This is a genomic window from Actinomyces timonensis DSM 23838 (assembly GCF_000295095.1).
Lineage (GTDB): Bacteria > Actinomycetota > Actinomycetes > Actinomycetales > Actinomycetaceae > Actinomyces > Actinomyces timonensis.
In genome coordinates this window covers 108,225-129,230 of the sequence record NZ_JH806633.1, presented here as the reverse complement: position 1 = coordinate 129,230, position 21,006 = coordinate 108,225, and the positions used below count along the sequence as shown (strand labels likewise).

Here is a 21,006-nt window from a genome sequence, read left to right as displayed (position 1 = left end):
CGCGGACGGGCGTCGACCGGCGCTTGAGGGACGGCGCTGCCCGCCGTCGTCGGCCCCTTCCGCCGTATCGGGCGCGGGCCTGACCCTCGGCCGCCTCAGCGCTTGCCGACGAACCAGCGGCGCAGGGTGCCCACGCGCTTCTCGATCTGCTCGGTGGTGGCCTGGGCGACCTCCGGGCCCCCGCACACGCGGCGCAGCTCGTTGTGGACGGCGCCGTGGGGCTGGCCCGAGCGGCGGGCCCAGGCGGACACGAGCGAGCTGAGCTCCTTGCGGGCGGCGGCGCGCTTGCGGGCGTCGTCGACGCCGGAGTTGGCGCGGCGCTGGGCGGCAGCGGCGGCCTGGCGCTTCTGGGACTTGATCTGCTTGTCCTGGCGGGCACGCAGCAGGGCGGTCACCTGCTCGGGCTCGAGGAGGCCCGGCAGGCCCAGGTAGTCCTGCTCCTCCACGGAGCCGACCATGGCGCCGGTGCCGAACTCGCCGCCGTCGAAGAGGACGCGGTCGAACTCGGCGGTGGAGTTCATGGCCTCGAAGGCGCCGAAGAGGTCGTCGGAGGCCTTCTCCTCCTTGTTGGCCTCGGCGATGAGGCGGTCCTCGGGGTAGCCGAAGACCTCGTCCTCGTTGGAGCGCGGCTTGCCGAGCACGTGGTCGCGGGCGACCTCCATCTCATTGGCCAGGCCCAGCAGCGGGGTGACCGAGGGCAGGAAGACGCTGGCGGTCTCGCCGCGCGCCCGCGAGCGCACGAAGCGCCCGACGGCCTGGGCGAAGAACAGGGGCGTGGAGGTGGAGGTCGCGTACACGCCGACGGCCAGGCGCGGGACGTCCACGCCCTCGGAGACCATGCGCACGGCCACCATCCAGCGGTCAGTGGACTCGGCGAAAGTCTCGATGCGGCTGGAGGCACCTGAGTCGTCGGAGAGGACCACGGTGGGTGACTCCCCCGTGATCGCCCTCAGCTGGCGGGCGTAGGCGCGGGCGCGCTCCTGGTCGGTGGCGATGACCAGTCCCCCGGCATCGGGCACCTGGCGGCGCACCTCGCTCAGGCGCTGGTCCGCGGCGGCCAGGACCGCGGGGATCCACTCCCCCTTGGGGTCGAGGGCGGTGCGCCAGGCCTGGGCCTCCAGGTCCTTGGTCAGGGGCTCGCCCAGACGGGCGGCCACCTCGTCCCCTGCGCGGGTGCGCCAGCGCATCTCGCCCGAGTAGGACATGAACATGACCGGGCGGACGACGCCGTCGCGCAACGCGTCGGAGTAGCCGTAGGAGTAGTCGGCCTTGGAGCGCTTGATGCCCCCGGCCTCCTCGGCGTAGGTGACGAAGGGGATCGGGGCGGTGTCCGAGCGGAAGGGCGTGCCGGTCAGGGCCAGGCGGCGCCGGGCGGGGGTGAAGGCCTCGCGGATGGCGTCGCCCCAGCTGAGGGCGTCGCCGCCGTGGTGGATCTCGTCGAGGATGACGAGGGTGCGGATGGAGTCGGTGCGGGCGCGGTGCAGCGCCGGGTTGGCGGCGACCTGCGCGTAGGTGAGCGCCACGCCGTCGAAGCGCGATCCGAGCGCCCCCTGCCCGTTGGAGTAGGAGGGGTCGATGTGGATGCCGACCTTCGCGGCGGCCTCGGCCCACTGGTACTTCAGGTGCTCGGTGGGGCACACGATGGTGACCTTGTGGGCCTCGCCCAGGCGCAGGAGCTCGACGGCGATGCGCAGCGCGAAGGTGGTCTTGCCGGCTCCCGGCGTGGCCACGGCCAGGAAGTCCTGCGGCATGGCCGACATGTACTTCTCGAGGGCGGCGGCCTGCCAGGCGCGCAGGGAGCGCGTCGTGCCCCAGGCGGCGCGCTGCGGGTAGGCCGGGGAGAGGTGCTCCGCGGCGAAGATCGAGGGCTGGGTCGGGTTGTGCTGGGCCTGGCTCCCGCGCGCGGGGCTCACTGACCGCCTCGGCCGAAGGGGAACCGCGGGCGGCGCGGGCCCCCTGAGGAGCCGCCATCACCGGAGCGCATGGACTCCATGATCTCCTTGCAGGTGGGGCACACGGGGTACTTCGACGGGTCGCGCCCGGGCGTCCACACCTTGCCGCACAGGGCGACGACGGGACGGCCGGTGGCGGCCGCGGCGGCGATCTTGTCCTTGCGCACGTAGTGGGCGAAGCGGTCGGCGTCGCCGTCGTCCGTGGACTGCAGCTCCTCGCGCTCCAGGACGGCCGTGCCGACGGAGCGCCCGGGCTCGGCGCCCGGGTCCGCGGGGCTACCAGGATCAGCAGGATCGGAGCTCATGCGGGGAAGGATCATGCGGCCAGTCTAGGCCCGCTCCCCGGCGCGCTCCGAGCCAGCCGCCTGTGCGATAACTCGCCCGCCCCGCCCCTCCGCCGAGACCGGGCGAACAGCACGCCGAGACCGGGCGAACAGCACCGCGAGATGCGAAACCACCCGGCAATTCAAAATCTCGCGGTGCTGTTCGCCCGGTCTCGGTAATAGGGAGGATCAATGGGTGAGGAGGGAGGCGGCGGCGGGGTCGACGAGGACGAGGGCGTCGGGGTGGTTCTGCATGACAGTGCAGGGCCACTGGGCGCTGACCTCCCCCTCGACGAGCTGGCGGATGGCCTCGGCCTTGCCCGCCCCGGTCGCGATGAGCACGAGCTTCCTCGCCCTCATGATCGTCCCCAGCCCCTGGGTGATGCAGTGCGTGGGGACGGCGTCGATATCGCCGTCGAAGAAGCGGGCGTTGTCGCGGCGGGTCTGCTCGGTCAGGACATCGACGTGCGTGGGCGAGTCCAGCGGACCGCCGGGCTCGTTGAAGGCGATGTGCCCGTCGGAGCCGATGCCCAGGATCTGCAGGTCGCAGTAGCCGGCCTCGGCCATCTGGCGCTCGTAGTCGGCGCAGGCCGCCTGGAGGTCGTCGGCCAGGGCGTCCGGGCCGTGGAGGGCGCCGGGGCGCATGTCGACGCGGGAGCGCAGGTTGCGCTCCATGAAGGTGGCGTAGCGCTCGGGGTGCTCGTCAGGGAGCCCCACGTACTCGTCGAGCATGAAGCCGGTGACTCGGGCGAAGGACAGCCGTCCGGCGGCGCAGCGGCGCACGAGCTCGTCGTAGAGGGGCAGGGGGCTGGAGCCGGTGGCGGTACCGAGGACGGCATCCGGCTTGGAGGCCAGCAGCTCCTCGATGGCGTCGGCGGCGCGCTCGGCGATGGCCTCGGGGGTGTCCAGGACAACGAGTTCCATGGTTGCTCTCCTCGATCAGTGGGATCTCATGCGGGATGGGCGCCTGCGCGCTCCTGATTGAATTGTAGGATGTTCGATCACCAGACGTCATGTCGTGAAGACCGTCCGCCCCTTCCATCACCCGGACGCCGGCATGCCGCATCCGCGCATGTCACAGGCCCGGGCCTCCGTCTCAGCGCACCTCCATATGCCCCGGCCAGGACGAGATAGTGGCGAGAACCGCAACCTCGCGCCGATCCAGCGCCCTCCCGCCGGCGGCGACGCCCACCGCGACGCCGGCGACGCCCCAGAGCACCCCGCCCACGAGCACGGCCCAGCCCCAGGCCCACGCGCCCGCCGAGGCCACCGCGATCGCGGGACCCCAGACCGGCGCGCTGATGAGCGGGATCACGAGAAAGCCCACTGCCTGCTGGAGCCCCGCGACGAAAACGGTGCCCGAGGTCCTCGACTTCAAAGGGCTCTCCCCAGGGGCGTTGACCTCGCAGAGGACGAGCGTGCTCACGACGCAGGACCATGCCAGCGCCGTGCCGTGAATCGCCGCCATCGCGCCGAGTATGAGCGGCACCATGGCCCAGCGCCCCGTCCACCCGGCGAGGGCGAGGAGCGTCCCCGTCAGGACGGGGACCTGCCACAGGAGCGCCGCCACCACGCGGCCGAGGCGGTCATCGCGCCCCCGCAGGCCAGCGCTGATATGCGACCACAGCGCCGTCGAGTCGTAGCCGAGGTCGTTCAGGAGGGACCAGCCGGCGATGATCGCCATGAACGCGGGCCCGATGGCCATGGTCACCACATCCGATGGAGAGGCGTCGCGCCCGGAGCTCGATGCCGCCGTGGCGGCGTGGAGGCTTCCGACGACCGCCAGCATGACGGGCACGAGGACCACGCCGAGCGCCTGCGTGAGATAGCGGGGATCCGCGCGCCAGTACCTCAGGCACCTCGCGGCGACGGCGGCCGCGGGAGAGGGCATGAGCCGTGACAGGCGCTTGTGCCAGGCCAGCGCGTCCACCGCTGAAGCCCCTCCGCGCGCGGCCCTCGCCGAGGCGTAGGCGTCAGCGCGTCCGGCGCTCCGGGCGGGCCCTGTCATGACGCGGGCCATGACCCGCTCCCAGAGGGGGATGAGGAGCGCGACGAGCGCGACCGACCCGATCGCCTCGCCCAGGGCGACCCCGGGCCTGCCCTGCGCCAGCTCCCCGGGGGCCGCGAGCGTCCACCCCAGGGGGCTCGCGCCGAGGGCCCGCGCCGCCGCGCGCAGGCCCTCGAGGGACACGCCCTGCGCGCGATTCGCGAGCGCGTTGAACGCGTTGATGAGGAGCACTCCCCCGATGACGAGCACGGCGGCGATGACACCACTGGCGTCCCGGCCGCGCCGCGTCGTCGAGACCCCGAGTCCGATGACCACGATCCGCGACAGGAGCACGCAGGTGGCCAGCGCCACCGGCGCCATGAGCAGCGCGAGCAGGGCCGCGAGCCAGTGGCCGGCGACCATCCAGGTGATCGCGGGCAGCAGGACGACGACACTGGTGACGATCCCCGGGATCCCGAGGGCCCCGGCGACGGCCAGGCCGACGGCGAGGGGGCGCGAGGGCGCGATCCACGCGGCCATGGCCCGCGGGTCGAGAGTCGAGTCGACTCCCACGACGAGCAGGGGGACGAGCGCCCAGCCCAGCACCAGCAGGGCGCCGACAGCGCCGAGGACGAGGGCGGCGTCGCCGGTTCCCGCCCTGGCGCCGAGGAGCACGGAGCCCGGGATCACCCCGCCCAGGACCGAGAGCCCCCACAGCGCGCCGAGGACGGCGGCGACCGTCGTCCAGGCGTTCCGCGTGATGGCGTTGAGGGTGAGCCTCCACCTCAGTCGGATGAGGGTCGCAGCCATGACAGCCCCTCCGTCGTCGTCGGGCCGCCCACGAGCTGGGCGAACCGGGTATCGAGGTCCTCCCCCGCGGCGACCTCGTCGGTGGTGCCCGCGGCCAGGACCCGTCCGGCGCCGATGACGCCCACGTGTGTGCAGAAGCGCTGGACCGTGGCCATGACGTGGCTGGAGATGATGACCGTGCCGCCGGCCTGAGCGAAGTCGCGCAGGATCGTCTGGATGGACCTCGCCGCGACGGGGTCGACGGCCTCGAAGGGCTCGTCGAGGACGAGCACGGAGGGCGAGTGGACGAGCGCGCAGGCCAGGTGGACCTTCTTGCGCATTCCCGCGGAGTAGTCGGCCACGAGGGTCTTGCCCGCGTCCCACAGCTCCAGGACGTGGAGCAGCTCGGTGGCCCGCTCGGTGACGACGTCGCGGTCCATGCCGCGCAGCAGCCCCGAGTAGGTGACGAGCTCGAGGCCGTTGAGGCGGTCGAAGGTGCGCAGACCGTCGGGCAGGACGCCGAGGAGCGTCTTCGCCCCGGCGGGGTCCGCCCACACGTCGACGCCGTGGACGAGGGCGCGGCCGGCGTCGGGGCGCAGGAGGCCGGTGCACATGGACAGCGTCGTCGTCTTGCCCGCCCCATTGGGGCCGACGACGCCGTAGATGGAGCCCGTGCGGACTGACAGGCTGAGCATGTTGACGGCGATCTTCTGGCCGAAGGCCTTGCACAGCCCCTCCATGAGAAGGGCCGGGGGGATCCCGGATGTTGTCTGGCTCATATCACCAGGCTACGAGGGGCGCGACGAACCGGTCCTCGTCCGCGTGGACGATGTCGCCCATGATGCCTCCTCCCGCGGAGCGACGAGAAGGGGTGCGCCACCGTCTCGGTGGCGCACCCCTTGAGGTCATCTGGACGGCTCAGGGACGCCTCTCGCGTCCCGCAGCCCTCTCGGCCGGACTCACTTGTCGGCGACGGCCTTCTTGAGGGCCGAGCCCACGGTCAGCTTGACGCCGTAGCCCGCGGGGATCTGGATCTCCTCACCGGTGCGGGGGTTGCGGCCAGTGCGGGCAGCGCGCTTGACGCGCTCCACACCCATCAGGCCCGTGATCTTGACAGCCTCGCCCTTCGAGACACTCTCGACGAGGACGTCCTGGAAGGCGGCGAGGAACGCGTCGGCCTCGGTCTTCTTCAGATCGGTCTTGGCGGCGATGGCTGCGATGAGCTCGGTGCGGTTGACGGACATGTCTTGCCTCTCGGTCGTGGAGCGGCACCTCGGTTGGGTGGTGCCACTGGCCGCAACGCTATGCACAAGTGAGGCGTTTTGTCAGTTGCTGAGCCGATTTTCGGCGTATGACACACCAGATCAGCGCCTCAATCGCCCCGCGAGCCCCATGAGCCCCACGCGTCCCGGCATGGCCTCCCACCTGGGAATCCGCAATGAGCGCTCAGGCGGCGCCCTCACTGCCCCTGCCGGCTCCCCCCACGGCGCTGACGAACCAGGAGGCGATGGTCGTGGGGTGGGTGATCGCGGTGCCCACGACGACGGCGAAGGCGCCATGCTCCATGGCGGAGGCGGCCTGTGCGGGGGTGTGGACCCGCCCCTCGACGACGAGCGGCAGACAGGCGAAGCCGACGATCTCGTCGACGAGCTCGAGGTCGGGCCCGTCGGTCTTGGGCCGCTCGCCGGTGTACCCGGCCAGGGTGGTGCCCAGGATGTCTACGCCGGCGTCCTGCGCGGCGCGGGCGTCGTCGGCCGATCCGCAGTCGGCCATGATGAGGGTGCCCGGGCGGGCGGCGCGCAGCCCCTCGACGGTCTGGGCGAGGGTGAGCCCGTCGGGTCGGGGGCGCCGGGTGCCGTCGAGGGCGACGATCTGGCTGCCGGTGGCGGCCACGGCGATGGCGTGGGTGAGGGTTGGGGTGATGAAGACGCCGTCGTGCCCGTCCTTCCACAGACCGATGACGGGGACGTCGACGTGCTGGCAGATGAGGGCGAGGTCCGCCAGGCCCTGGGCGCGGATCCCGACGGCGCCGCCGGCCACGCAGGCCTGGGCGACCTCGTCCATGGTGCGGGGGTCGCGCATGGGCTCGCCGGGGTAGGCCTGGGCGGAGGCGATGAGGCCCCCCTTGAGGCGGTCGAGGAGGGCCTGGCCGGGCTCGGTCTCGTTCGTGGCGGTCATGGCGTGGCCTTCTTTCGTGGGGCGTTCATGGGGCGGGACGTGGGATGCGGTCGGGGGCCGGGCGCCGCGGGGCGCTGGCGGCTCAGTCGAGGAGGGCGAGGGCGCCCCTGGCGGCGCCGATGATGGGGGCGGTGGTGCCGAGCTCGGCGGGGACGATCCCGATGCCGGCCAGGGGCTCGATGATCTCCGAGGCGAAGGTCTCGCGCAGAGGGCCCCACCACAGCTCGCCGGCCCTGGCCAGGCCGCCGGAGATGATGACGCGCTCGGGGTCGAGGACGGTGGCCACTCCGGCGATGGCCTGGGCCAGGGCGACGGCGGCCTCCCGGTAGACGCGCGCGGCGAGCTCGTCGCCCGCCTGGGCGCGCTGCTCGACGTCGTAGGCGTTGGCGGCGGAGGGGTCCCCGCCGGCGGCGAGGTAGCGGCGGTGGATCTGGGGGCCCGCGGCGATGGGCTCGAGGTGGCCTCGGCGCCCGCAGGTGCAGGTCTCGGCCGCGGCGAGGCCGGAGGGCATGTGCCCGATCTCCCCGGCGACGTGGTGGGCGCCGCGCAGGGGGGCGCCGTCGAGCAGGACGGAGCCGCCCACACCGGTGCCCACGGCGACCATGAGGGCGCAGCGCGTGCCGCGCCCGGCGCCGAGCCAGGCCTCCCCCGCCGCGTAGGCGTCGACGTCGTTCTCGACGTGGATGGGCAGGCGGCCCAGGCCCCCTGCCTCCAGGCGGGCCTGGACGCCCTCGGCGACGCGCGTGCCGGCCCAGGCGGTGATGGCGTCGGTGGCCGAGACGATCTCCCCGCGCTCGACGTCGACGACGCCGGCGGTGCCGATGCCCACCGCGCTGATGGCCACGGGCCCGCCAGGCCCCTCCCCCGCGCTGGCAGCGCCCGCGCGCGCCGCCTCCATGACGAGGGAGGCGATGGCGTCGAGCATGGCGCCCGGGCCGTCGTGGGCGGGGGTGGGGATGGAGGCGATGGGGCCGAGCAGGGCGCCGTCGGCTCCCACGAGGGCGGCCGCCATCTTGGTGCCGCCCAGGTCGAGCCCGACGACGACCGGGGAGCCAGCCTCGCCGCTGGCCCTGGGCGCGCCCGGGGCGGGCGCCTGGCCGGACGCATCGGTGGGGGCCATGGGAGTCCTTTCGTCGTCGGCCCGGGCGGGCGCGGTGGAGAAGCGGGCGGAGAAGCGGGGCAGTCGTTCGGGGAAGAGGAGAGGGAGGGTGGGGGCTCGGGTCCGGGCGCGCGCCCGGACCCGAGCCCCATGGGCATTTAGATGAGGCCCTCCTCCTTCATGATGGCCACGACGGCCTCCTTGTTGGCGCCCTCGAGGGGCTTGATCGGGAAGGCCATGTTGTTGGACTTGATGATGCCGAGCTCGACCATGGCGGTCTTGAAGGCGCCGATGCCGGTGGCGTCGCCTGAGCGGCCCTTGACGGCGAAGACGGTCTCGAAGTCGGCGGCGATCTTGTCCTGGATGTCGCGCACGCGGGCCCAGTCTCCCTCGCGGGAGGCGTCCCACATCTCGCGGTAGGGGCGCGGCTCGACGTTGCCGTAGCCGGGGACGAAGCCGTCGGCGCCCAGCAGGAGCATCCCGTCGACCATGAGCTCGTGCCCGGACAGGAGGGCCAGGGGGTGGCCGGCCTTCTTGTTGGCGGCCACGAGGCGGCGGAAGCCGACGTCGTCACCGGAGGAGTCCTTGACGCCGGCGATGACGCCCTCGGTGCCCAGGCGCACGAGGAGGTCGCGGGACAGCTTCCTGCCCCCCAGGCGCACGGGGACGTCGTAGGCGAAGACGGGGATCGACACCGCGGCGGCGATGGCGCGGAAGTGGGCGGCGAACTCCTCCTCGTCGTTGATGGCGTAGAAGGGGCAGGTCGCCACGATGCCGCCGGCGCCCAGGGCCTCGGCGCGCTTGGCGTGCTCGATGACGCGCTTGGCGGTGGTGTCGATGGCGCCGGCGAGGACCGGCACGCGGCCGGCGGCGCGGGCGACGGTCCGCTTGACGATCTCGTCGCGCTCGGCGTCGGTGAGGTAGGCGACCTCGCCGGAGGAGCCGAGCACGAACAGGCCGTGCATGCCGCCATCGATGAGGTGGTCGATGATCTTGTCGAGGTCGTCGTAGTCGACGTCGCCGCTGGCGGTGAAGGGGGTGATGACCGGCGGGATGACGCCGGTGAAGCGGGTGTCCATGAGGATGTTCTTCCTGATTGCTGGGATGGGTTGGGGAAGGCCGAGCGCCGGCAGCGGCGGCGCTCAGCCCTCGAGGAGGGAGGGCACGGCGGACAGCAGCGTCTTCGTGTAGTTCTCCTGGGGGTTGTTGAAGATCTCCGCCGTCGTGTTCATCTCGAGGATCCGGCCGTAGTACATGACGGCGATCTTGTCCGAGACGTAGCGGACGGTGTTGATGTCGTGGCTGATGAACACCAATCCCAGGCCGAGGGTGGCCTTGAGGTCCTGGAGGAGGTTGAGCACCTGGGCCCGCACGGAGACGTCGAGGGCGGAGGTGGGCTCGTCGGCCACGATGATGTCCGGGTCCAGGGCCAGGGCGCGGGCGATGGCCACGCGCTGGCGCTGACCGCCGGAGATCTGGCGGGGCAGGACGTCCAGGGCGGAGGGCGGCAGGCCCACGAGGTGGAGGAGGTCGCGCACGCGCGCCTCCCTCTCCTTGGGGCTGCCGACGCCGTGGACGTTGAGCGGGTCGATGAGCGTGTCGTGCACGATCATGCGCGGGTTGAGCGCGGTGGCGGGGTCCTGGAAGACCACGGACACCGAGCGCCCGAGGGCCTTGCGGTCGGCCGCGGAGTGGCCGATCCTCTTGCCCTTGAAGTAGACCTCGCCCTTGGTCAGGGGCTGGAGGCCCACCATGACGCGCGCCGTCGTCGACTTGCCGCACCCGGACTCGCCCACGAGGCCGAGGGTCTCGCCGCGGCGCACCGTCAGGGAGACGTCATTGACGGCGTGGACGGTGTCGGGCTTGAACAGGCTGCCAGTGCGCGAGGTGTGGATGACGTGAGCGTTCTTCAGCTCAATGACGGGATCGGCCTCGGTCCAGGCGCCGGAAGCGGTGCTGCCGGTGCCACGAGAGGATGTGCGTGCGGCCATCAGTGGGCCTCCTTCGCGAGGATCGCCTCGAGCTCGGGGGTGATGGCGAAGACGTGATCCGGGTTGCCATCGACCGGCTTGAGGGTGGGGCGGGTCTCGAGGCCCACGGTGGGGTGGGAGGAGCGCGGAGCGAAGCGGTCCCCGGAGACGAACTCGGAGGGGCTGGGCACGGTGCCGCGGACCTGGTGGAGGCGGTTGGAGCCCGCCTCGATGGAGAGCACGGCGCCAAGCAGGCCCCGGGTGTACTCGTGGGTCGGGTTGACCAGGAGCTCGGTGGTCTCGGCCTGCTCGACCACCTGGCCGGCGTACATGACGGTGATCCGGTGGGCGAGCTTGGCGACGAGCGCCAGGTCGTGGGAGACGAACACCATCGCGAAGCCGAGCTTCTCGCGCAGGTCGTTGAGGAGGTCGACGACCTGCTTCTGGACGGTGACGTCCAGGGCGGTGGTGGGCTCGTCGGCCATGACGAGGCTGGGGTCGCGGGTCAGGGCCATGGCGATGAGGACGCGCTGGCGCTGGCCGCCGGAGAGCTCGTGCGGGTAGCTCTTGAGGGTGCGCTCGGGGTCGAGGCCCACGAGCTCGAGGAGCTCGGCGGCGGTGCGCTTGCCCCCGCGGGAGGTCAGCTGCTTCATCTGGGCGCTGATGAGCATGGAGGGGTTGAGGGACGACAGCGCGTCCTGGTAGATCATGCTCATCTCGTGCCCGCGCAGGGCGTTGTGCTGCTCGGGGGTCATCTCGAGGATGTTCTTGCCCTTGAACAGGATCTCGCCGGTGATGCGGGCGGTGGGCGGCAGGAGGCCCATGACGGCCATCGAGGAGATCGACTTTCCGCAGCCGGACTCGCCGACCAGGCCCATCGTCTCGCCGGGGCGCACCGAGAAGGAGACGTCGTCGACGATGTTGACCTCGCCGTGCTGGGCGGGGAAGGCGATGGACAGGTTCTTGACCTCCAGGACCGGCTCGGCGCCGGTGTCGGTGTAGACGAGGCGGTCGCCGCGCTGGCGCTCGGCCACGGCCAGCTGCTGGAGGCGCTCGGCCAGCGGCACGTCCTCGGCGGCGGGCTCGGCCAGCCCGGTGAGGCTGCTCATCTCCCCGCCCTTGGCGGCGCCCGCGGGGACCGAGGCGTGGGCCTCGACGGCGGCGCCGGCCTCGTCCCAGGCCTTGGCGGTCTCGACGGCCTCCATGGCCTCCTCATCGGCCTGGACGTCGACCTTGCGGCGGATGCGCGGCGAGGCCATGGCGTCGGTGAGGCCCTCGGACAGGACGTTGAGGCACAGGGTGGTGATGAGGATCATGAGGCCGGGGAAGAAGGTCGGCCACCAGGCCCCCTGCAGGAGGAGCTCCTTGCCCTCGGAGAGCATGTTGCCCCAGGTGGGGGTGTTGACGGACTTGATGCCCGCGCCGATGAAGGACAGCGAGGCCTCGAAGACGATCGCGTCTGCCACCAGGACGGTCGCGAAGACCATGATCGGGGCGATGCAGTTGCGGGCGACGTGCTTGGCGAGGATCCAGGGCACGGAGGCCCCCATGACCTTCGAGGCCGCCACGTAGTCCTCCCCGAACTGGGACAGGATGTTGGCGCGCACGACGCGGGTGAGCTGCGGGATGTAGAGGATGGCGATCGACACGATGATCACCGGGAGCATCGGCAGGCTCTGGGACAGGGCCGACACGAGCACGGCCGCCAGGGCGATGCCCGGGAAGGACATGACGATGTCGAGCACGCGCATGAGGACCTCGGAGACCCACTTGCGCGCGGTGGCGGCGATCGCGCCCAGGACCACGGCGACGGCCAGGGCGAGGGCCGTGGCGGACAGGCCGACGACGATGGAGACGCGCGAGCCGTAGACGACGCGGGAGAAGACGTCGCGCCCGGTCTTGTCAGTGCCGAAGAGCTGCTCGCCATTGGGCTCGACGGTCACCGTGGTGATCTCGCCGATGCCCTCCTGGTAGGTGGTGCCCTCGGCGAGGCCCGTGGTGGAGGGGTTGTAGGTGGCGATGAGCGGGGCGAGGAGCCCCATGAGCACGATCGCGAGCAGGACGATGACGGCGATCTTGGAGCCGAGCGGCAGGGCCTTCCAGCCCTGGAAGCGCAGGCCGGGCTTGGCGGCCTTCTCGAGTGTGCGGCGGTGCAGCATCAGACGCTCCTGATTCGCGGGTTGACGAGGACGTAGAGCATGTCGACGATGATGTTGATGACGATGAACGCCAGCGCGACAGTGATCGAGACGCCCTGAACGATGTTGACCTCGTTGCGGGTGATGCCATCGAGGATGAGCTGGCCCATGCCCTTGATGTTGAAGATGATCTCGATGACGACGGCGCCACCCATCGAGTAGCCCACGCGCAGGCCCAGGACCGTCAGCGGGGTGATGAGCGCGTTGCGCAGGACGTTGCGGGCCACGACGACGCGCTTGGGGATGCCGGCGCCGATGGCGGTGCGCACGTAGTCGCGGTCGAGCTCCTCGACCATGGCGGTGCGCACGACACGGGTGAGCGAGCCGATGTTGGGCACGGCGATGGCAAGCGCCGGCAGGAAGACCTGGCGGACATACTCGCCGGGGTCGTCGGAGAAGTGGACCCAGTCGGTGATGAGGGCGGGGAAGATCCCCGCGCCCCCGGGCACGTCGGTGAGCCACTGGATGAGCAGGAGCGCCAGCCAGAACGAGGGGGTGGCCAGGCAGGCGATGGAGACGACGCGGATGACCTGGTCGGGCCAGCGGTCGCGGTACAGCGCCGCGACGACGCCGAGGATCGCGGCGACGATGATCGCCACGGCCAGGCCGATGAGGGTGAGCTGGAGGGTGATGGGGAAGGCGTCTGAGATGAGCCGGCTGATGTCGACGCCGGTGAAGCTCTGCCCGAGGTCACCGTGGACGAGGCCGACGAGGTAGTCCCAGAACCTGGTCAGGAGGGGGTCGTTGAGGTGGTGGTCGATCCGGTACTGCTCGAGGGCCTCCGCCGATGCCGCCTCGCCCAGCGCCAGGCGCGCGGGGTCTGCCGAGGAGAATGACATGACGACGAAGACGAGCAGCGTCACACCCAGCACCATGACGGGCAGCGCCAGGAGGCGCCGTCCGATCAGGCGGATGAGGTTGGACACTGGAGTGCTCCTTTGCTTCGGTGTCCCGCCCGGGAGGGCGGTGGTCGGCCTACTGGCCCGCCTCCGGCGCCCATGGGAGGCGCGGAGGCCTGGCGGTCGGCCTCAGGTCTATTGTCTGACGTCTGACAAGTAATGGCAAGTCGGTGCCCATCACACCAACCGCGGCGCGCGCGGCGCTCCCCCGACGAACGGAGGAGCGCCGCGCGCGCCTCAGGCGGACGAGGCCATGAGCCTCAGTTGTTGTTGGAGCCGACCCCGGTGAAGGACAGGCCGGTCAGTGTGATCGGCTTGAAGTTGACCAGGGTGTCGCCGTTCCAGGCGGTCGGGGTCTTGCGGTGGAAGATCGGGTAGAGCGGAACGACCTCGGAGATGGTGTCGAAGATCTCCTGCCAGGCGGTCACCTGCTCATCGCCGGTCTTCTGCACGGCGGCGTCGAGCAGCTCCTGGACCTTGGTCTGCGACTCCTGGCCCTTCCAGTGCATGCGCTTGTCGATCCAGGTGTCACCGGCGTACCACCAGCGCAGGAGCAGGTCCGCGTCATTGCCGAACACCGAGGGGTCGCCGGGGGCCACGACGATGTCGTAGGCCTCGGGGTTGCCGTCGATGGTGTTGTAGACGTCGGCGGACTTCTTCTCCTCGTAGGTGACCGTCAGGCCCGCGGCCTCGAGGTTCTCCTTGATGATCGGGCGGACCGAGGAGAACCAGCCGTGGTCGGAGCACAGCAGGCGCACGGTCGTCAGGCCGGTCTCGGCCAGGAGGGCCTTGGCCTTCTCGACGCCGCCGGTGGAGTAGTCGACCTTGGCGGCGCGGTAGGCGGGGTGCTCCTTCTGGACGAAGCAGGTGGCCGGGGTGGCCAGGCCGGCCATGCCGTTCTTGCAGATCGAGGCGTAGTCGAGGGCGTAGAGGATCGCCTGGCGGTTCTTGACCTCCTTCATGGGCTCGGAGCCGCAGTTGAACATCGCGAACAGGAGGCCGAAGCCCTGCTCCGCGCTGACCTTGATCGGGGCGGACATGGTGGTGAGCTGGGCGGCCGGGACGGCGTCGATCGCCTGGACGGTGCCGTTGCTCATCGCGTTGGTGCGCGTGGTGTCATCGGGCAGGACCTGCCAGGTCATGGACTTGGCCAGGGCGGGCTTGGGGCCGTTGTACTTGTCGTTGCGCTCGAAGACGACGGTCTTGGAGGCGGCGCCGTTGTCCTTCATGACGTAGGGGCCGGTGCCCACGGGCATCTGGTCGAAGGCCTTCGCATCGGCCTCGACGACCGCCTTCGGGACGATCTTGACCACGGCGATGCGTTCGGCGACCAGCGAGAAGGCGTACTTGAGCGTGAGGGTGACGGTCTTGTCGTCCTTCTTCTCCACCTTGTCCAGGAAGGGGAGGAAGGAGGCGTAGAGGGACTTGTTGTCCGGGTTGAGGACGCGCTCGAAGGAGAAGACGACGTCCTCGACGGTGACGGCGGTGCCGTCGGAGAAGACCGCGCCGTCGCGCAGGGCGACCTCGTAGCTCGTGTCGCTGACCTTCGTGGGCAGCGCGGCGCCGAGGGCGGGGTAGCACTCGCGGGTGGCGGGGTGGATCTCGGTCAGGCCCTCCATGGTGTGCCAGTTGGCGGCGACGGTCAGGGCCGACGTCGTCGTCATCGGGTCATAGCCGTTGGTGCCGAGCTCGTAGGAGATGCCGGCGGTGATGACGCCGTCCTTGTTGGTCACCTCGACATCGGGGGCCGCCGAGGAGCCAGCGCCAGTGCTGGACTTCTTGGTGCTCCCGCCACCGCAGGCGGCAAGGGTTGCGGCGATGCCTGCGGCCAGGCCCATGGTGGAGCTGATCTTGATGAAGTCGCGCCGGGATGCGCGGGGAACTGAAATCGCCATTGATGGACTCCTGAAGATCTGACGTCTTATGTCCGACGTTGGTAGGATGACTGTATCAGGTTCGACCCACTCCTAGCCAACCGTTGACAGAACCGTGTCAGAATCTCTATAGGACCTTGGCCGACGAAGGCCCGATCATCGAGCAGAAGAGTGAGAGAGTGAGGTGCGCCACAATGGCCCCTGGAGAAGCCCCGCGCAACACCTATGCCGCATTGTCCCCGGCGCCGATGACCCAAGCGTCCACCGCGATGAGCACGATTAAGGACTACATACTCTCCCACCACCTCCGACCAGGCGACCCGCTGCCCACGGAGTCCAGGCTGTGCGCGGACCTCGGCGTGTCGCGCTCCTCCGTGCGCGAGGCGGTGCGCACGCTCGTCGCGCTGGACATCGTCGAGGTCCGCCATGGCCACGGCATGTTCGTCGGGCAGGTCTCCATGCGCCCGATGGTCGAGTCGCTCGTCTTCCGTGGCCTGCTGACCCCGGGCGATGACTACGCGAGCCTGCGCGACGTCGTCGAGGTGCGCACCACCCTGGACATCGCCCTGGCCGACCAGGTCGTCGAGGCCTGGAAGGACCGCCCCGACCCCGTCCTCGACGGCTACATCGAGGACATGGAGGAGCTCGCCGGGGAGGGCAAGACCTTCTCCGAGCAGGACCGGGCCTTCCACGCGCGCATCCTGGAGCCCCTGCCCAACCATCTGTGGGCCCACCTCATCGACGCCTTCTGGGCGGTCCACACCCTGACCGTCCCGCTCATGGACGCCCCGGCGGCCGAGGACATCATCATCACGGCCAAGGCGCACCGCGAGATGCTCGAGGCCGCCAGGAAGGGCGACGCCGAGGCCTACCGCGCGGCGACCCGCAAGCACTACGCCCCGCTGGTCTCCGCTCTGAGCGCCTGAGCGCCCGGGCGTCCGTCGGGACGCCGCCGCCTGGCCCTGCCCGCGCCCTGGCGCCGGCGGGGCCGGTTTCTCTCCACAGGCCGGGGCGGGCCACAATGTCGCTGTTCTTGTCCCTCTCCGCACTCCCGGGAGACCGCATGACACAGGGCACCGCCCTCAGCACCACCCCAGCCGCTCCTGCCCGGCGCCTCGACCCGGTCGACGCCGTGCCCCCGATCGGCAGGCTCTCGATCCTCTCCATCCAGCACGTGCTCGCCTTCTACGCGGGCGCCGTCGTCGTCCCGCTGGTCATCTCCTCCGGGCTCAACCTGGATGCGAAGACCACCATCCACCTCATCAACGCCGACCTGTTCACCTGCGGCATCGCCACGATCATCCAGTCGGCCGGGCTCGGCCCCAAGATCGGCGTGCGCCTGCCCCTCATCCAGGGAGTGACCTTCACCGCGGTCTCGCCCCTCATCGCCATCGGCATGGCGGCCTCCGGGGGCCAGGGAGGGACCGCGGGCCTGGCCACGATGTACGGCTCGATCATCGCCGCCGGCATCCTCACCTTCCTCGCGGCGCCGTGGTTCGCCCGGCTGCTGCGCTTCTTCCCCCCGGTGGTCACCGGCACGCTGCTGACCGTCATGGGCACGACCCTCATGAGCGTGTCCGCGGGAGACATCGTCTCCTGGGGCACGAACGCCCCGGAGGGCTCCACCGACGCGCAGGTCGCCGCCCTGACGATCAAGGGGCTGCTCTACGCCCTGGGCACGCTGGGCGTCATCGTCCTCGTGCAGCGCGTCTTCAAGGGCTTCATGTCCACGATCGCGGTCCTCGTGGGCCTCGTCGTCGCCACGGCGGTGGCGCTGGCGCTGGGCGACGCGGACTTCTCCGGGGTCGCGGCGGCGGCGCCGGTGGGCGTCACCACGCCGTTCTTCTTCGGCATCCCGCAGTTCTCCCTGGCGGGCATCGTGTCCATGGCCATCGTCATGGCGGTGACCGCCGTGGAGACCACCGGCGATGTCTTCGCCACCGGCGAGGTCGTCGGCAAGAGGATCACGCCGCGCCATATCGCCAACGCGCTGCGCGCTGATGGGCTGTCGACCCTCCTGGGCGGGGTCTTCAACTCCTTCCCCTACACCTGCTTCGCGCAGAATGTCGGGCTCGTGCGCCTCACCCAGGTGAAGTCCCGGTGGGTGGTCACCGCAGCGGGCGGCCTCATGATCCTCCTGGGCCTGCTGCCCAAGGCGGGCGCCGTCGTCGCCGCGATCCCCTCCCCCGTCATCGGCGGGGCGTCGCTGGCCATGTTCGCCTCCGTGGCGGTGGTGGGCATCCAGACCCTGGCCAAGGTCGACATGCATGACAACCGCAACGCGGTCATCGTCTCCTCCTCGATCGGCCTGGCCCTGCTGGTGACCTTCAAGCCGGACCTGGCGGGCATGATGCCGTCCTGGCTCGCGATCCTCTTCGGATCGGGCGTGACGATCGGCTCGATCACCGCCGTCGTCCTCAACCTGATGTTCTTCCACGTGGGGCGCCAGTCCGGCCCGGATGTGGCGCGCGTGGACGGCCGGGCGGTCAGCCTGGAGGAGGTCAACGCCATGGACCGCGAGCAGTTCGTCGCGGCCCTCTCCCCCATGCATGCCGGGGCCACCTGGCCCGCCGAGCGCGTGTGGGAGCGGATTCCCTTCGAGTCGACCGCCGAGCTGCGGGAGGCCTTCCAGGACGTCGTCCTGTCCGCCGACGGCGTGGAGCAGGCCGCCCTGACCGCTGGCTACCGGGACATCGTCGACCTCATGCTCGGCCAGGGCGCCGAGGATGACCCCCAGGCCGGCCTCGACACCGCCTCGCTGGCCCTGGGCGAGTTCAACGACGCCGAGGCCGCCGAGCTGCGGGCGCTCGCCGAGGCCTACCACGAGCGCTTCGACCGCCCGCTGGTCATGTGCGTGGAGCGCCTGGCCGACCGCTCCCAGCTCATCGCCCGGGGCTGGAGCCGCGCCCAGGCCTCCCCCGCGCGCGAAGCCCGCACCACGATCGGGGAGATCGTCGACATCGCCGACGAGCGCTTCGACGCCATGATCGCCGACGCCAACCCCGTGCGCTCCGCCTGGGCCCGCAAGTTCGAGCAGCTCGACTGACCGGGCGTGAGCGCGCTGAGGGCCCCGCACCATGTGGTGCGGGGCCCTCAGCGTTGGTGGAACGTGGGGAATCGAGCCCCGGCACGCGTTTGCGCCCTCATCCCGCTCCCGCGCCCTCATTCTCGCAGTTTGAGGGCGCGGGAGCGGGCCGAGACGGTTTCTGCGGGCCGAGGGCGCGGGAATGGTGGGGAATCGAGCCCCAGCGCCAGCGACCTCAAGGCTCGATCAGGCGGCGAGTGCGACGGCGGTCAGGCGATCTGGGTGATGCGACCGGGGGTGAGGCCGACGGCGCCGGCGGTGTCTCGCACGGTGCAGCCGGCCTGGAGGAGGTCGTGGACGGTGGCGAGGGTATCGGCCCTCAACTCAGCCTCCGCGGCGCGGAGTCGGGCGCGGCGGTTGCCGACCTCGATGGCATTGGCGACCTCGGACGGAAGACTGGGATCAGCGGACAGGAGGACGAGGGGGGTGACGGCGTCGTCCAGGTCGTCGGCAAGGGCAATGGCGTCCGCGATGGCGGTGCGCAGGGCCGCGAGTGTGGGGGCCCAGGTGTGGGCCTCGGGCAGATTGTCAGCCTGGGCGAGCCAGGCGGTGCCCTCGCGAGTAACGGTGGCATTGTAGGTGGCAGTCATCGGAGCCATCCTTTCCCGAGTGCGGGCTCAAGACCACGAGCGATTGCGGCGAGAGTTCCGGCTGGGATATCGCCAGTGTGCTGCGGAACGACAGTATGGAGGGTGGTGCTGTCAGGACGACGATAGGACACCGCGCCTATGGCCATTCGGTGGGCGCGCGCCGGGTTGGGGCGCGCCAAGCAGCGGCCTCGCCGTCGTGCTCGCGGCCGTGTCCGCTCGGCCGCCCATCGAGAGCAGCGGCGGGAGATCTTGAGCAGCGGCGGGACGTTCAAAGCAGCACTGGGCCGTTGAGAGCAGCACGGGGAACGCTGCTCTCGACTGCCCAGTGCTGCCCACAACGGTCATGCGCTGCTTTCAACGGCGCGGCGTCGCCAGCAACTCCCAGGGCGCGTTCCGTCCGGCCCGCCTGTACGGGGGTTCGGGCGACACGACGCGGGTTCGGGGATCATGCCGGGGGTTCGGGGCACAGGACGGGGTCACAGCCCCCGTCGTGACGGGCAAGACCCCGGTCAGACAGGCAAAACCCCGTCCAGAGTGCCACGGCGGCCACCCATCGGAGAGTGATTCACCAGGGCTCACACGGTTCACACCCCGCCCCCCACACTTGCGGACGCGCGCCAGGGTTGCGGACGTGCCCCCGGGGCGCGTCGGCAACCCCAAGACACGTCCACAACGAAGCGAATCCCGCGCAGCGGCGACGACGGGCCGCGCCCCATGGGCAGGCGCGGGCGGGACCCTCCAGCCCCGACTCCATCAAGCCGATTCCGGCACCATCGCAACGACAACCCGGTATCCAACCAACACACGGTGCCCGCCTCGACTGACGGGCGCGAGCGCGCTGAGGGCCCCGCACCAGAGTGGTGCGGGGCCCTCAGAGGTGAGTGGAGATGCGGGGAATCGAACCCCGGTCCGACGGGCATGCAACAGGACTTCTCCGGGCGCAGCTCGCTTTTGAGTTTCTCAGCCCCGGCGTCTCACGCGAGCAAGGACGCCGACGGGCTCAGTCGATGAGGAGTCCCGAGGAACCTACCGACACGGTTCCTCAGCAGTGGCTCCCTAGATGACGCCAGGAACCGGGGCGGAAGCGATCCCCGGGCTGACGGACTTCGAGGCTCGCTCAGGCGGCGAGGGCGAAGTCGGTGCGAGTGTTATCGGCACCTATAGGTTCGCGCAGAGCGTTGACGAGATGACTGCGCATCCTCGGCCCGCTTCTCCTGAACCCATGACCGTCGTCGAAACCGATCATCCCCTATGGAGTTGTACCGCGAGCCGGCTCGACGAGCGGGCCCCGGGCGGCTGCTCATCATAGCAGTCGGCCCGCGAGGCGGTCCAGGCAGCCTCCAAGCCGTCTCCAGGCAGCCTCCGGGCAGCCCAGTGGCCCGGGCCCCAGCCCGCCCGGCCCTCAGCCCCGACGGCGGTTGGCGGCCGCCATGGCGCGGTGCGCCTCGCGGTTGTCCTGGGCCTCCCGCAGCGCCTGGCGCTTGTCCCAGTCCTGCTTGCCGCGCGCCAGGGCGATCTCGAGCTTCGCCCGCCCGCCGATGAAGTAGAGCTCAAGGGGGACGATGGTGTAGCCCTTGGCGGACACGCGCATGGCGAGCTTGGCGAGCTCGGCGCGGTGCAGGAGGAGCTTGCGCTTGCGGCGCGGGGCGTGGTTGTTCCACGTGCCCTGGAGGTACTCGGGGATATAGGCGCCCTGCAGCCAGGCCTCGCCATTGCGGTCGATCTCGATCCACGCCTCGGTGAGCGACGCCCGTCCCATGCGCAGGGCCTTGACCTCCGTGCCGGTGAGCGCCAGGCCCGCCTCGTAGCGGTCCTCGATGAAGTAGTCGTGGCTCGCCTTCTTGTTGCGGGCGATCGTCTTGTGGGCGTCCGAGGCGGCCTTGGCGCGCTCGCCGGGTGTCGGCTTCTTGGGCTTGCCCTGCCCCGCCCTGCCTGATGCGGCCATGGTCGTCTCCCTCCGGTTCATCCGATGCGCTCGCCGCGCCGAGTGGCCCCGGTTGGTGCCGGAGGCGGGCGCGGCGCGCGGACTGGAGAGTCTACGCGCCGCGCGGGCCCCTTCGCG

Annotated in this window: 17 protein-coding genes and 1 other RNA gene; 2 read left to right on the top strand and 16 right to left on the bottom strand. The window is 70.9% G+C overall.

The window, feature by feature from the left end; genetic code table 11:
• Positions 1-95: 95 nt before the first annotated feature.
• The 13 genes from A1QA_RS0107030 to A1QA_RS0106970 all read right to left on the bottom strand — a co-directional run bounded on the left by A1QA_RS0107030 (position 96) and on the right by A1QA_RS0106970 (position 15,290).
• Positions 96-1,913 (bottom strand): DEAD/DEAH box helicase, encoded by a 1,818-nt coding sequence (locus tag A1QA_RS0107030; protein ID WP_017178211.1) that lies wholly within the window; start codon positions 1,911-1,913, stop codon positions 96-98.
• Positions 1,910-2,257 carry a DUF3039 domain-containing protein gene (locus tag A1QA_RS0107025; RefSeq protein WP_017178210.1) on the bottom strand — a complete coding sequence of 116 codons (348 nt, stop codon included), beginning with the start codon at positions 2,255-2,257 and terminating at the stop codon, positions 1,910-1,912. The genes A1QA_RS0107030 and A1QA_RS0107025 overlap by 4 nt, the downstream gene beginning before the upstream one ends.
• A gap of 207 nt (positions 2,258-2,464) precedes the next feature.
• Entirely contained in the window at positions 2,465-3,199 is a 735-nt protein-coding gene (gene nagB / locus A1QA_RS0107020; RefSeq protein WP_017178209.1) for a glucosamine-6-phosphate deaminase, read from the bottom strand.
• A 172-nt stretch (positions 3,200-3,371) separates the two neighbouring features.
• Positions 3,372-5,072 carry a hypothetical protein gene (locus A1QA_RS0107015; RefSeq protein WP_017178208.1) on the bottom strand — a complete coding sequence of 567 codons (1,701 nt, stop codon included), beginning with the start codon at positions 5,070-5,072 and terminating at the stop codon, positions 3,372-3,374.
• A complete protein-coding gene (locus tag A1QA_RS0107010; RefSeq protein WP_244266109.1) occupies positions 5,048-5,830 on the bottom strand; it encodes an ABC transporter ATP-binding protein in 783 nt (260 codons plus the stop codon). The genes A1QA_RS0107015 and A1QA_RS0107010 overlap by 25 nt, the downstream gene beginning before the upstream one ends.
• A 180-nt stretch (positions 5,831-6,010) precedes the next feature.
• Positions 6,011-6,295, bottom strand: coding sequence for an HU family DNA-binding protein (locus tag A1QA_RS0107005; protein ID WP_017178206.1), 285 nt, complete (start codon positions 6,293-6,295; stop codon positions 6,011-6,013).
• A gap of 202 nt (positions 6,296-6,497) precedes the next feature.
• The gene (locus A1QA_RS0107000) at positions 6,498-7,229 is read right to left on the bottom strand and encodes an N-acetylmannosamine-6-phosphate 2-epimerase (protein ID WP_017178205.1); all 732 of its coding nucleotides are present in this window, start codon (positions 7,227-7,229) and stop codon (positions 6,498-6,500) included.
• Between the two features lie 82 nt (positions 7,230-7,311).
• Positions 7,312-8,349 (bottom strand): ROK family protein, encoded by a 1,038-nt coding sequence (locus A1QA_RS0106995; protein WP_017178204.1) that lies wholly within the window; start codon positions 8,347-8,349, stop codon positions 7,312-7,314.
• A gap of 137 nt (positions 8,350-8,486) precedes the next feature.
• Positions 8,487-9,407, bottom strand: coding sequence for a dihydrodipicolinate synthase family protein (locus A1QA_RS0106990; protein ID WP_017178203.1), 921 nt, complete (start codon positions 9,405-9,407; stop codon positions 8,487-8,489).
• 63 nt (positions 9,408-9,470) lie between these two features.
• On the bottom strand, positions 9,471-10,319 hold the full coding sequence (locus A1QA_RS0106985) for an ATP-binding cassette domain-containing protein (RefSeq protein WP_017178202.1): 849 nt from the start codon (positions 10,317-10,319) through the stop codon (positions 9,471-9,473).
• Positions 10,319-12,457, bottom strand: coding sequence for a dipeptide/oligopeptide/nickel ABC transporter permease/ATP-binding protein (locus A1QA_RS0106980; RefSeq protein ID WP_017178201.1), 2,139 nt, complete (start codon positions 12,455-12,457; stop codon positions 10,319-10,321). Before A1QA_RS0106980 ends, A1QA_RS0106985 begins: the two co-directional genes overlap by 1 nt.
• Complete coding sequence (locus A1QA_RS0106975) at positions 12,457-13,422, bottom strand: ABC transporter permease (protein ID WP_017178200.1); 966 nt, start codon at positions 13,420-13,422, stop codon at positions 12,457-12,459. The genes A1QA_RS0106980 and A1QA_RS0106975 overlap by 1 nt, the downstream gene beginning before the upstream one ends.
• A gap of 233 nt (positions 13,423-13,655) precedes the next feature.
• Positions 13,656-15,290 (bottom strand): ABC transporter substrate-binding protein, encoded by a 1,635-nt coding sequence (locus A1QA_RS0106970; protein ID WP_017178199.1) that lies wholly within the window; start codon positions 15,288-15,290, stop codon positions 13,656-13,658.
• Between the two features lie 248 nt (positions 15,291-15,538).
• Between A1QA_RS0106970 and A1QA_RS0106965 the strand changes: the two genes are divergently transcribed.
• A complete protein-coding gene (locus A1QA_RS0106965; RefSeq protein ID WP_017178198.1) occupies positions 15,539-16,195 on the top strand; it encodes a GntR family transcriptional regulator in 657 nt (218 codons plus the stop codon).
• Between the two features lie 137 nt (positions 16,196-16,332).
• Positions 16,333-18,315 (top strand): solute carrier family 23 protein, encoded by a 1,983-nt coding sequence (locus A1QA_RS0106960; protein WP_017178197.1) that lies wholly within the window; start codon positions 16,333-16,335, stop codon positions 18,313-18,315.
• Positions 18,316-18,563: 248 nt separating this feature from the next.
• On the opposite strand, the gene A1QA_RS0106955 is transcribed toward A1QA_RS0106960, so the two are convergent.
• The 3 genes from A1QA_RS0106955 to smpB all read right to left on the bottom strand — a co-directional run bounded on the left by A1QA_RS0106955 (position 18,564) and on the right by smpB (position 20,889).
• Complete coding sequence (locus A1QA_RS0106955) at positions 18,564-18,944, bottom strand: hypothetical protein (protein ID WP_017178196.1); 381 nt, start codon at positions 18,942-18,944, stop codon at positions 18,564-18,566.
• Positions 18,945-19,823: 879 nt separating this feature from the next.
• Positions 19,824-20,194, bottom strand: a transfer-messenger RNA (tmRNA) gene (gene ssrA / locus A1QA_RS15345).
• Between the two features lie 152 nt (positions 20,195-20,346).
• The gene (gene smpB, locus A1QA_RS0106950; protein WP_017178195.1) at positions 20,347-20,889 is read right to left on the bottom strand and encodes an SsrA-binding protein SmpB; all 543 of its coding nucleotides are present in this window, start codon (positions 20,887-20,889) and stop codon (positions 20,347-20,349) included.
• Positions 20,890-21,006: the final 117 nt, after the last annotated feature.